We start from the raw sequence: 11,647 nt of genomic DNA, 5'->3' as shown, positions 1-11,647 counted from the left end.
CAGCGATCTTGTCGGGATGACCCTCGGTCACAGACTCCGAGGTGAAGAGACGACGGGACACAACGCTCCCTGGGGTTGCAGCGGCTGCTGGCTGATCATGGTAGGTCCGCGCCGGGAGCTGCGCCCGGCTGCGATCCGAGACCAGTTTATCGGTCGGTTCTGCTCGTTGGACCAGGTGTCTCGCTCCGTGGAGTCCGAAGCTCTCCGGATCTGGTCACCGGAGCGGGTCCCTCCGGTCGGCGACGACACTTCGCGCGGCCCCGGGATCGTGCCCCGGGCGCGGGTCCGGGACGGTTATGGGTGGTCGGCGGACGCGGCGCCGGTTTGTCCGAAACGCTGGCCCACCAGATCCCACACCGTGTCGGCGAGGGCTTCCTTCGGACCATACGGGACCGGCGTCTCGGATCCGTCGGCGCCCAGGACTACGGCCTCGTTCTCCTCGGAGCCGAACGTCTTGCGCTCGCCGACCTCGTTGACGACGAGCAGGTCGCACCCCTTGCGCCGGAGCTTGAGGCGGCCGTTGGCGAGGACGTCGTCGGTCTCGGCGGCGAAGCCGACGACCAGCTGCTCCGGCCGGGCCCGCTCGGCCGAGATCTCCGCGAGGATGTCCGGATTACGCACCAGCGTGAGCGGCGCGGGCTCCTCGCCGTCCTTCTTCTTGATCTTCCCGGCGGCGTATGTCCCCGGCCGGAAGTCGGCGACGGCGGCGGCCATGACCACGGCGTCGGCGTCCGCGGCCGCCTTCAGGACGGCTTCCCGCAGCTGTACGGCGGTGCCGACGCGGACCACGTCGGCGCCCGCCGGGTCCGGCAGCCCGGTGTTCGCCTCGATCAGGGTGACCCTGGCCCCCCTCGCGACGGCGGTCCGCGCGAGGGCGTACCCCTGCTTGCCCGAGGAGCGGTTGCCGAGATAGCGGACGGGGTCGAGCGGCTCGCGCGTGCCACCGGCGCTGATCACCACATGCCGCCCGGCCAGATCCCGCTCGGCACTCCCCCGCGCGAGCACCCGGCGGCACACCTCGAACAGCTCGTCCGGGTCGGGCAGTCGCCCCTTGCCGGTGTCGACGCCGGTGAGCCGGCCGACGGCGGGCTCGACGACGACCGCGCCCCGTCGGCGCAGGGTCGCCACGTTCTCCTGGGTCGCGGGGTGCTCCCACATCTCGGTGTGCATCGCGGGCGCGAAGACGACCGGGCAGCGGGCGGTGAGCAGGGTGTTGGTCAGCAGGTCGTCGGCGAGGCCGTGCGCGGCCTTGGCCAGCATGTCGGCGGTGGCCGGGGCCACGATCACGAGGTCGGCGCCCTGCCCGATGCGGACGTGCGGCACCTCGTGGACGTCGGACCAGACCTCGGTCGACACGGGGTGGCCGGACAGCGCCGACCAGGTGGCGGCGCCGACGAAGTGCAGCGCCGATTCGGTCGGCACCACCCGGACGTCGTGCCCCGACTCGGTCAGCCGGCGCAGCAGCTCGCACGCCTTGTAGGCGGCGATGCCGCCGCTGACCCCCAGAACGACCTTCGGCTTGGCCATCGGAAAACTCGCCTCTCCCCGCGCGCCTGATGCGTGTACGTACCCATGACACACCACAGGCCCGGCAGTCGCGCTGCCGGGCCTGTGGTGAAACGCATCGTCGCCTACTGGGCGGGGCCCTCGATGGCCTCGGAGGTCAGCAGACCGGCGTTGATCTCGCGCAGCGCGATCGAGAGCGGCTTCTCGTGGACGTGGGTGTCCACCAGCGGGCCGACGTACTCAAGCAGGCCCTCACCGAGCTGCGAGTAGTACGCGTTGATCTGGCGGGCACGCTTGGCCGCGTAGATCACCAGGCTGTACTTCGAGTCGGTTGCTTCGAGGAGCTCATCAATCGGAGGGTTGATGATGCCCTCGGGCGCGGTAATGGAAGAGGACACTCTCTGCCTTCCGATGGGGATCGAAGATGTGAGCCGAATCGAGCGAGCCGCATTGGCGCCGGTCACATGACGTCAGACGACCCGATCAAACAACTCGCACCAAGGCTAGCAGCTCACGGGCCACGTCCTCGACGGAGGTGTTGACCAGGGTCGTATCGAACTCGGCCTCCGCGGCCAGTTCGACCTTCGCGGCGGCCAGGCGGCGCTCGATGACCTCGGGTGCCTCGGTGCCCCGGCCGGTGAGCCGGCGGACCAGCTCGTCCCAGCTCGGCGGCGCGAGGAAGACGAGCTGCGCCTCGGGCATCGACTCGCGTACGAGCCGGGCGCCCTGGAGGTCGATCTCCAGGAGGACGGGCTCGCCCGCTTCGAGGTGTTCGAGCACGGCCTTGCGCGGGGTCCCGTAGCGGTTGCCCGCGAACTCGGCCCACTCCAGCAGTTCGCCGTTGGCGACGAGCTTGTCGAACTCCTCGTCGTCGACGAAGAAGTACTGCACGCCGTGCCGCTCGCCGGGGCGCGGCTTGCGGGTCGTCGCCGACACGGAGAGCCAGACCTCGGGGTGGACCTTGCGCATATGAGCGACGACCGTGCTCTTGCCGACCCCGGAGGGGCCGGAGAGCACGGTCAGCCGCGGACGTGCGTCCGGGGGTACGGGGGTGGTCCCCCGGGGTGTTGCTGCCATGCGGCGATTATTCCAGCTTCTCGGGTATGCCCGAGACGTCAGGCCCCGGAGCCGCCGAACTCGCGCTCAAGGGACGCGATCTGGTTGGAGCCGAGCCCCCGCACGCGGCGGCTCTCGGAGATCCCGAGCCGCTCCATGATCTGCTTGGCGCGGACCTTGCCCACGCCGGGCAGGGACTCAAGGAGGGCGGAGACCTTCATCTTCCCGATGACGTCGTTCTCCTGGCCCGACTTGATGACCTCGTGGAGCGAGGCGCCGGAGTGCTTGAGTCGATTCTTGACCTCGGCCCGCTCCCGGCGAGCCGCGGCGGCCTTTTCGAGCGCGGCTGCGCGCTGTTCAGGGGTAAGGGGCGGAAGAGCCACGCCTACGTCACCTCGGATGTCGAACTGTCGGATACGGACCGGTGAGGAACCTAATCGCCCCACACCAGGTGAGCAACGAAAACGCACTCGCGCACGTGCTCGTCTGCTCTCGTCGGAGACTAGCGGCCAAGGCCGCTCCAGTCAGCGAGAACAGACGAAAAGTCCTGGTCAGCCTCAGCCGACCGGGACTTTTCGGACAAAACACCCTGCTTTTGAGTAAGGAAATTGTCAACGTTCCGTGTGCGTGCACCCCACAGCCTCCCCGGAAAGGCGGTTTCGCCGTTCCGTGAACCGGCTCGGCGGTGTCCTCGCACGTCCGGGAAGTACGGCGCCCCGGTGCGACGTATGTCACACCGGGGCGTCGCGGTGGATCACGCCTGGGGAATCGCCGCGCGGACCTCGTCGGCGTAGCGGGCCGCCGCCTCGCGCAGGGCGCTCGTGTCGGGGCCGTGGCGCAGGACGCCGCGGCTGACGCTCGGGACGACGTTGCGCACGGCGGAGCCGAAGACGCCGGGGAGGTCGGCCGGGGTCGCGCCCTGGGCGCCGATGCCGGGGGCGAGCAGCGGGCCGTTGATGTCGAGGTCCACCCCGGCGTCGCCCAGGGTGGCGCCGACCACCGCGCCCACCGAGCCCATGGGCTCGGCGCCGGCGTTCTCGGCCTTCATGTGGTCCAGCATCAGCTGGGCCAGCGGCCGGCCGTCGGCCGCGGTCGAGCGCTGGACCTCGGCGCCCTCCGGGTTGGAGGTCAGGGCGAGCACGAAGACGCCCGAGCCGGACTTCGCCGCCAGGTCGAGCGCCGGGCGCAGCGAGCCGAAGCCGAGGTACGGGGAGACGGTCACGGCGTCCGAGAAGAGCGGGGATGCCGGGTCCAGGTAGGTGGCCGCGTACGCCGCCATGGTGGATCCGATGTCGCCGCGCTTGGCGTCCATCAGGACCAGCGTGCCGGCCGCGCGGGCCTCCTCGACGGCCTTCTCCAGGACGGCGATGCCGCGCGAGCCGAACCGCTCGAAGAACGCGGACTGCGGCTTGAGGACCGCCACCCGGTCGGCCAGCGCCTCGACCGTGATGCGGGTGAAGCGCTCAAGACCGGCGATGTCGTCGTTCAGGCCCCAGTCCGCGAGCAGGGACGCGTGCGGGTCGATGCCCACGCAGAGGGGGCCGCGGGTGTCCATCGCCTCGCGCAGTCGGGTACCGAAGGGGATCATGCGGCGGCCTTCTTCCGGGTCTCGGCGCCGACGGCCTCGGCGAGTGTCGCGTACGGGGAGGTGGCGAGCCGGGCCGCGAGGCCCTTGTGGATCGCGCGGCCCCAGAAGGGGCCCTCGTAGATGAAGGCGCTGTAGCCCTGGACCAGGGTGGCGCCGGCCAGGATGCGCTGCCAGGCGTCCTCGGCGTTCTCGATGCCGCCCACGCCGATCAGGACGAGGCGGTCGCCCACCCGCGCGTACAGGCGGCTGAGCACCTCCAGGGAGCGCTCCTTGAGCGGGGCGCCGGACAGGCCGCCGGTCTCCTTGACGAGGTCCGCCGAGGACTTCAGGCCGAGGCCGTCCCGGGCGATGGTGGTGTTCGTGGCGATGATGCCGTCCAGGCCGAGTTCGACGGCGAGGTCGGCGACCGCGTCGATGTCCGCGTCGGCGAGGTCGGGCGCGATCTTGACGAGGAGCGGGACGCGACGGCCGGTGACGCTGCGGTCGGCGGCCTCGCGCACGGCGGTCAGGAGCGGCCGCAGCGACTCGGTGGCCTGGAGGTTGCGCAGGCCGGGCGTGTTCGGCGAGGAGACGTTCACGACGAGGTAGTCGGCGTGGGCGGCCAGGCGCTCGGTCGACTTCACGTAGTCGGCGGCGGCCTCGGCCTCCGGGACGACCTTGGTCTTGCCGATGTTGACGCCCACGGTCGTACGGAACACGGCCTTGCGGGCCGCCAGACGGGCCGCCACGGCCGCAGAGCCCTCGTTGTTGAAGCCCATGCGGTTGATCAGGGCGCGGTCCGGCACGAGCCGGAACAGGCGCTTCTTCGGGTTGCCGGGCTGGGCCTCGCCGGTGACCGTGCCGATCTCGATGTGGTCGAAGCCGAGCATGGACATGCCGTCGATCGCGACGGCGTTCTTGTCGAAGCCCGCGGCGAGGCCGAACGGGCCGTGCATGCGCAGGCCGAACGCCTCGGTGCGCAGCTCCTTGTGGCGGGGCGCGAGCACCGCGGCGGCGAAGGTGCGCAGGACGGGGACGCGGGCCGCGAGGCGGATCCAGCGGAAGGCCAGGTGGTGGGCCTGCTCGGGGTCCATGCGCTTGAAGACGAGGTTGAAGAAGAGCTTGTACATGTTCGGTGTCCTCAGGAGGCTCATGAAGAGGGGGCTCATGAAGAGGGGGACACCGTTTCCGGTGTCCCCCTCGTCGCCGTCTGCTAGTCGCGGGCCGCGGTCAGGTGCTCCGCGTGTTCCTGGAGCGAACGGACGCCCACGTCACCGTGGTTGAGGGCGTCGATGCCCTGGACGGCGGCGGCGAGCGCCTGGACCGTGGTCAGGCAGGGCACCGAGCGGGCGACCGCCGCCGTACGGATCTCGTAGCCGTCGAGGCGGCCGCCGGTGCCGTACGGCGTGTTGACGATGAGGTCGACCTCGCCGTCGTGGATCAGCTGGACGATCGTCTTCTCGCCGTTGGGGCCCTCGCCCTCGCTCAGCTTGCGGACCACCGTGGCGTTGATGCCGTTGCGGCGCAGGACCTCGGCGGTGCCGGAGGTGGCCATCAACTCGAAGCCGTGGGCGACCAGTTCGCGCGCCGGGAAGATCATCGTGCGCTTGTCCCGGTTGGCGACGGAGATGAACGCGCGGCCCTTCGTCGGCAGCGGGCCGTACGCGCCCGCCTGCGACTTGGCGTACGCGGTGCCGAACACCGAGTCGATGCCCATGACTTCGCCGGTGGAGCGCATCTCCGGGCCGAGCACCGTGTCGACGCCGCGCCCGTGGACGTCGCGGAAGCGGCTCCACGGCATCACGGCCTCCTTGACGGAGATCGGCGCGTCGAGCGGCAGGGTGCCGCCGTCGCCCTCCTTCGGCAGCATGCCCTCGGCACGCAGTTCGGCGATGGTCGCGCCGAGCGAGATGCGGGCGGCGGCCTTCGCGAGCGGCACCGCGGTCGCCTTCGAGGTGAAGGGGACGGTGCGCGAGGCGCGCGGGTTGGCTTCGAGGACGTACAGGATGTCGCCCGCCATCGCGAACTGGATGTTGATCAGTCCGCGGACGCCGACTCCCTTGGCGATGGCCTCCGTTGAAGCGCGCAGGCGCTTGATGTCGAAGCCGCCGAGCGTGATCGGGGGCAGCGCGCACGCCGAGTCGCCGGAGTGGATGCCGGCCTCCTCGATGTGCTCCATGACGCCGCCGAGGTAGAGCTCGGTGCCGTCGTAGAGGGCGTCCACGTCGATCTCGATCGCGTCGTCCAGGAAGCGGTCCACGAGGACCGGCCGGGTGGGGCTGATCTCGGTGGATTCCGCGATGTACGAGGACAGCCGCTCCTCGTCGTACACGATCTCCATGCCGCGGCCGCCGAGCACGTACGAGGGCCGTACGAGGACGGGGTAGCCGATCTCGTCGGCGATGGCCTTGGCACCCGCGAAGGTGGTGGCGGTGCCGTGCTTGGGGGCGGGCAGGCCGGCCTCGGCGAGGACGCGGCCGAAGGCGCCGCGGTCCTCGGCGGCGTGGATGGCCTCGGGCGAGGTGCCCACCACCGGAACGCCGTTGTCCTTGAGCGCCTGCGCCAGGCCCAGCGGGGTCTGGCCGCCGAGCTGGACGACGACGCCCGCGACCGGGCCCGCGAGGGTCTCGGCGTGGACGATCTCCAGGACGTCTTCGAGCGTGAGCGGCTCGAAGTAGAGGCGGTCGGAGGTGTCGTAGTCCGTCGAGACGGTCTCCGGGTTGCAGTTGACCATCACGGTCTCGTAGCCCGCGTCGCTCAGCGCGAAGGAGGCGTGGACGCAGGAGTAGTCGAACTCGATGCCCTGGCCGATGCGGTTCGGGCCCGAACCCAGGATGATCACGGCGGGCTTGGTGCGCGGCGCGACCTCGCTCTCCTCGTCGTAGGAGGAGTAGAAGTACGGGGTCTTGGCGGCGAACTCGGCGGCGCAGGTGTCGACCGTCTTGTAGACCGGGCGCACTCCGAGGGCGTGCCGGACCTCGCGGACGACGTCCTCGCGCAGGCCGCGGATGTCGGCGATCTGGGCGTCGGAGAAGCCGTGCCGCTTGGCCTCGGCGAGCAGTTCGGGGTCGAGCTTCTCGGCGGCGGCCAGGTCGTCCGCGATCTCCTTGATCAGGAAGAGCTGGTCCACGAACCACGGGTCGATCTTCGTGGACTCGAAGATCTCCTCCTGGGTCGCGCCGGCCCGGATCGCGTACATGACGGTGTTGATCCGGCCGTCGGTCGGGCGCTTGGCCTCCTCCAGGAGGACGTCCTTGGCGCCGACCGGGCCAGTGAAGTCGAACTGCGAGCCCTTCTTCTCCAGGGAGCGCAGCGCCTTCTGGAGGGCCTCGGTGAAGTTGCGGCCGATCGCCATGGCCTCGCCCACCGACTTCATGGTGGTGGTGAGGGTGGAGTCGGCGGAGGGGAACTTCTCGAAGGCGAAGCGGGGGGCCTTCACGACGACGTAGTCGAGGGTCGGCTCGAAGGAGGCCGGCGTCTTCTCGGTGATGTCGTTGGGGACCTCGTCCAGCGTGTAGCCGATGGCCAGCTTCGCCGCGATCTTCGCGATCGGGAAGCCGGTGGCCTTCGACGCGAGCGCGGAGGACCGCGAGACGCGCGGGTTCATCTCGATGACGATAACCCGGCCGTCGTCCGGATTGATCGCGAACTGGATGTTGCAGCCGCCGGTGTCGACGCCGACCTCGCGGATGATCGCGATGCCGATGTCGCGCAGGCGCTGGTACTCGCGGTCGGTCAGCGTCATCGCCGGGGCGACGGTGATCGAGTCGCCGGTGTGCACGCCCATCGGGTCGAAGTTCTCGATGGAGCAGACGACCACGACGTTGTCGTGCTTGTCGCGCATCAGCTCCAGCTCGTACTCCTTCCAGCCGAGGATGGACTCCTCAAGGAGCACCTCGGTGGTCGGCGAGAGCGTGAGGCCCTGTCCGGCGATGCGGCGCAGCTCCTCCTCGTCGTGCGCGAACCCGGAGCCTGCGCCGCCCATGGTGAAGGAGGGGCGCACGACGACGGGGTAGCCGCCGAGCTCGTCGACGCCCGCCAGGACGTCGTCCATGGAGTGGCAGATGACCGAGCGGGCGGACTCGCCGTAGCCGATCTTGGCCTTGACGGCCTCGACGACGCCCTTGAACAGGTCGCGGTCCTCGCCCTTGTTGATGGCCTCGACGTTGGCTCCGATGAGCTCGACGCCGTACTTCTCCAGGACGCCCTGCTCGTGCATGGAGATCGCGGTGTTGAGCGCGGTCTGACCGCCGAGGGTGGGCAGGAGGGCGTCGGGGCGCTCCTTGGCGATGATCTTCTCGACGAACTCGGGGGTGATCGGCTCGACGTACGTGGCGTCGGCGATCTCCGGGTCGGTCATGATCGTGGCCGGGTTGGAGTTGACCAGGATGACCCTGAGGCCCTCGGCCTTGAGGATGCGGCAGGCCTGGGTGCCGGAGTAGTCGAACTCGGCGGCCTGGCCGATGACGATCGGGCCGGAGCCGATGACCAGGACGGACTGGATGTCGGAGCGCTTAGGCACGCTGGCCCTCCATGAGCTCTACGAAGCGGTCGAAGAGGTACGCGGCGTCGTGCGGTCCCGCGGCTGCTTCGGGGTGGTACTGGACGCTGAAGGCCGGCTGGTCGAGCAGCTGGAGGCCTTCGACGACCTGGTCGTTCAGACAGACGTGGGAGACCTCGGCGCGCCCGTAGGGCGTCTCGGAGACCTTGTCGAGCGGCGCGTCGACGGCGAAGCCGTGGTTGTGCGCGGTGACCTCGACCTTGCCGGTCGTACGGTCCTGCACCGGCTGGTTGATGCCGCGGTGGCCGTACTTCAGCTTGTACGTGCCGAAGCCGAGCGCGCGGCCCAGGATCTGGTTGCCGAAGCAGATGCCGAACAGCGGCGTCCTGCGTTCGAGGACGGCCCGCATCACGGCGACGGGGCCGTCGGCGGTGGCCGGGTCGCCCGGGCCGTTGGAGAAGAACACGCCGTCGGGGTTGACCGCGTACACGTCCTCGGCGGTGGCGGTCGCGGGCAGCACGTGCACCTCGATGCCGCGCTCGGCCATGCGGTGCGGGGTCATGCCCTTGATACCGAGGTCGACGGCGGCGACGGTGAACCGCTTCTCCCCGATCGCCGGGACGACGTACGTCTTCTTGGTGGCGACCTCCGCGGAGAGGTTCGCGCCGACCATCTGGGGCGCTTCCTTCACGCGGGCGAGCAGCTGGGCGTCGTCCGCGACCGAGGCGCCGGAGAAGATGCCGACGCGCATGGCGCCGCGCTCGCGCAGGTGGCGGGTGAGCGCGCGGGTGTCGATTCCGCAGATCCCGACGACGCCCTGCTTGACGAGCTCGTCGTCCAGGGAGCGGCGCGAGCGCCAGTTGGACGGGATGCGGGCGGGGTCGCGCACGACGTAGCCGGCCACCCAGATGCGCGAGGACTCGGGGTCCTCGTCGTTCACGCCGGTGTTGCCGACGTGCGGGGCGGTCATCACGACGACCTGGCGGTGGTACGACGGGTCGGTCAGGGTCTCCTGGTAGCCGGTCATGCCGGTGGAGAACACGGCCTCGCCGAAGGTCTCCCCCACGGCCCCGTAGGCGCGGCCGCGGAAGATACGGCCGTCCTCCAGGACGAGTACGGCGGGAGCTTTGGCGGCTCCCCGGGTGGAGGTCGTCATCGTGCGGCGCCTTCCGTCGTGTTGGTGGTGAACTGGTTCATGGAGTTGATGGCCTCGACCCAGGCGGTGTGCTCTTCCGCCCGGTCGGAGCGGAAGCCCGAGTCGATGAGCCTGTCGCCGTGGCTCCAGGTGACGACGAGCAGGCCGCCTTCGGTGAGGACCTTGCCCGCGATGCCCTTGTCGAGCCGGGCCCCGCGGAGCTGCGCGGCCGGGACGAAGAAGTCGTTCGCCCCGGGGCGTACGACGTCCAGGCCCGCGTCCGTCAGGGTGAGCTCGGCCTTGCTGCGTACGCCCAGGCCGTGCGCCACGATGCGGTCGAGCCACTGCCCGGCAGTGGTGGAGCCGTGGTAGCGGCCGCTCAGCCTCAGTTTCGCCTCGCCGGGCGCTTCGGGCGCGGTGGGGAGGGCGGGGAGGTCGGCCTGGAGGCGGCCGCGCCACTGCCAGCCCTGGCGCATCAGCCAGTAGACGAGCGCCACGAAGAGCGCGAGACCGACGAGCCAGCCGATCCGTCCGCCCCAGTTGGTCACCTCGGCGGACTTCTCCTCGGCGGCCAGATTGATCAGTGATGCGTACGTCACGCCAGCTTCCCGTCCACGACCGTTGCCCGGCCCCGCAGGAAGGTGTGGGTGATGCGCCCGGGCAGCTCGCGGCCCTCGTACGGGGTGTTGCGGCTGCGGGAGGCGAAGCCCGCGGGGTTCACCTCTCCACGGTATGCCGGATCGACGAGCGTCAGGTTGGCGGGTTCGCCTGCCGAGACGGGGCGTCCGTGGCCCGTGGCCTGCCCGATCTCGGCGGGCTTGTGCGACATGCGGTCGGCGACGCCGGCCCAGTCGAGCAGGCCGGTCTCGACCATCGTGTGCTGGACGACGGAGAGCGCGGTCTCCAGGCCGACCATGCCCATGGCGGCCGCGGCCCACTCGCAGTCCTTGTCCTCGTGCGGGTGCGGGGCGTGGTCGGTGGCGACGATGTCGATGGTGCCGTCGGCGAGCGCCTCGCGCAGCGCCATGACGTCCTTCTCGGTACGCAGCGGCGGGTTGACCTTGTAGACCGGGTTGTACGAGCGGACCAGCTCGTCGGTGAGGAGCAGGTGGTGCGGGGTGACCTCGGCGGTCACGTCGATGCCGCGGGACTTGGCCCAGCGGACGATCTCGACGGAGCCGGCGGTCGACAGGTGGCAGATGTGCACGCGGGAGCCGACGTGCTCGGCGAGCAGCACGTCGCGGGCGATGATCGACTCCTCGGCGACGGCGGGCCAGCCGCCGAGGCCGAGCTCGGCCGAGACGACGCCCTCGTTCATCTGGGCGCCCTCGGTCAGGCGGGGTTCCTGGGCGTGCTGGGCGACGACGCCGCCGAAGGCCTTCACGTACTCCAGGGCGCGGCGCATGATCACGGCGTCGTCCACGCACTTGCCGTCGTCGGAGAAGACGGTGACGCCGGCGGCGGAGTCGTGCATGGCGCCGAGCTCGGAGAGCTTCTTGCCTTCGAGGCCGACGGTGACGGCGCCGATGGGCTGCACGTCGCAGTAGCCGGACTCCTTGCCGAGCCGCCAGACCTGCTCGACGACGCCCGCGGTGTCGGCGACGGGGAAGGTGTTGGCCATGGCGAAGACGGAGGTGTAGCCGCCGCGCGCGGCCGCCTGGGTGCCGGTCAGGACGGTCTCGGAGTCCTCGCGGCCGGGCTCGCGCAGGTGGGTGTGCAGATCGACCAGGCCGGGCAGCAGGATCTGGCCCTCGGCGTCGACGACGGTCGCGTCCCCGGCTTCGAGGCCGGTACCGACGGCGGCGATGGTCTCGCCGTCGATCAGGACGTCCTGGACCTCGCCGCCCAGCACCTTCGCACCACGGATAAGGATCTTGCTCAT

The 11,647-nt window shown here is 70.4% G+C and carries 10 protein-coding genes; all 10 read right to left on the bottom strand.

Annotation, left to right across the window (positions count from 1 at the left end; translation table 11 throughout):
* Positions 1–294: 294 nt before the first annotated feature.
* Positions 295–1,527, bottom strand: a complete 1,233-nt coding sequence (gene coaBC, locus ACWC2B_RS34455) for a bifunctional phosphopantothenoylcysteine decarboxylase/phosphopantothenate--cysteine ligase CoaBC (RefSeq protein ID WP_450723655.1) — start codon at positions 1,525–1,527, stop codon at positions 295–297.
* A gap of 104 nt (positions 1,528–1,631) precedes the next feature.
* The gene (gene rpoZ / locus ACWC2B_RS34450; RefSeq protein WP_005319902.1) at positions 1,632–1,904 is read right to left on the bottom strand and encodes a DNA-directed RNA polymerase subunit omega; all 273 of its coding nucleotides are present in this window, start codon (positions 1,902–1,904) and stop codon (positions 1,632–1,634) included.
* 85 nt (positions 1,905–1,989) lie between these two features.
* A complete protein-coding gene (gene gmk, locus ACWC2B_RS34445; protein WP_450723653.1) occupies positions 1,990–2,583 on the bottom strand; it encodes a guanylate kinase in 594 nt (197 codons plus the stop codon).
* Positions 2,584–2,621: 38 nt separating this feature from the next.
* Positions 2,622–2,945 (bottom strand): integration host factor, encoded by a 324-nt coding sequence (locus ACWC2B_RS34440; protein ID WP_053724505.1) that lies wholly within the window; start codon positions 2,943–2,945, stop codon positions 2,622–2,624.
* Between the two features lie 371 nt (positions 2,946–3,316).
* Positions 3,317–4,150 carry an orotidine-5'-phosphate decarboxylase gene (gene pyrF / locus ACWC2B_RS34435; protein WP_450723650.1) on the bottom strand — a complete coding sequence of 278 codons (834 nt, stop codon included), beginning with the start codon at positions 4,148–4,150 and terminating at the stop codon, positions 3,317–3,319.
* Positions 4,147–5,259, bottom strand: a complete 1,113-nt coding sequence (locus ACWC2B_RS34430; protein WP_450723648.1) for a quinone-dependent dihydroorotate dehydrogenase — start codon at positions 5,257–5,259, stop codon at positions 4,147–4,149. The genes pyrF and ACWC2B_RS34430 overlap by 4 nt, the downstream gene beginning before the upstream one ends.
* A gap of 83 nt (positions 5,260–5,342) precedes the next feature.
* Positions 5,343–8,651 carry a carbamoyl-phosphate synthase large subunit gene (carB, locus tag ACWC2B_RS34425; RefSeq protein ID WP_450723646.1) on the bottom strand — a complete coding sequence of 1,103 codons (3,309 nt, stop codon included), beginning with the start codon at positions 8,649–8,651 and terminating at the stop codon, positions 5,343–5,345.
* Positions 8,644–9,786, bottom strand: a complete 1,143-nt coding sequence (carA, locus tag ACWC2B_RS34420; RefSeq protein WP_450723644.1) for a glutamine-hydrolyzing carbamoyl-phosphate synthase small subunit — start codon at positions 9,784–9,786, stop codon at positions 8,644–8,646. Before carA ends, carB begins: the two co-directional genes overlap by 8 nt.
* Entirely contained in the window at positions 9,783–10,364 is a 582-nt protein-coding gene (locus ACWC2B_RS34415) for a PH-like domain-containing protein (RefSeq protein ID WP_450723642.1), read from the bottom strand. Before ACWC2B_RS34415 ends, carA begins: the two co-directional genes overlap by 4 nt.
* Positions 10,361–11,647 (bottom strand): dihydroorotase, encoded by a 1,287-nt coding sequence (locus tag ACWC2B_RS34410; RefSeq protein WP_450723640.1) that lies wholly within the window; start codon positions 11,645–11,647, stop codon positions 10,361–10,363. The genes ACWC2B_RS34415 and ACWC2B_RS34410 overlap by 4 nt, the downstream gene beginning before the upstream one ends.

The sequence above is a fragment of the Streptomyces sp. NPDC001415 genome (assembly GCF_053597395.1).
Note: the sequence above shows the minus strand (reverse complement) of the source record. Positions and strands in the feature narration are given on the sequence as shown.

What these genes read in the sequence shown, in the direction of transcription:
- coaBC (WP_450723655.1), bottom strand. Translation starts at nt 1,527, where the DNA reads ATGGCCAAGCCGAAGGTCGTTCTGGGGGTCAGCGGCGGCATCGCCGCC.
- gmk (WP_450723653.1), bottom strand. Translation starts at nt 2,583, where the DNA reads ATGGCAGCAACACCCCGGGGGACCACCCCCGTACCCCCGGACGCACGT.
- pyrF (WP_450723650.1), bottom strand. Translation starts at nt 4,150, where the DNA reads ATGATCCCCTTCGGTACCCGACTGCGCGAGGCGATGGACACCCGCGGC.
- ACWC2B_RS34430 (WP_450723648.1), bottom strand. Translation starts at nt 5,259, where the DNA reads ATGTACAAGCTCTTCTTCAACCTCGTCTTCAAGCGCATGGACCCCGAG.
- carA (WP_450723644.1), bottom strand. Translation starts at nt 9,786, where the DNA reads ATGACGACCTCCACCCGGGGAGCCGCCAAAGCTCCCGCCGTACTCGTC.
- ACWC2B_RS34410 (WP_450723640.1), bottom strand. Translation starts at nt 11,647, where the DNA reads ATGAGCAAGATCCTTATCCGTGGTGCGAAGGTGCTGGGCGGCGAGGTC.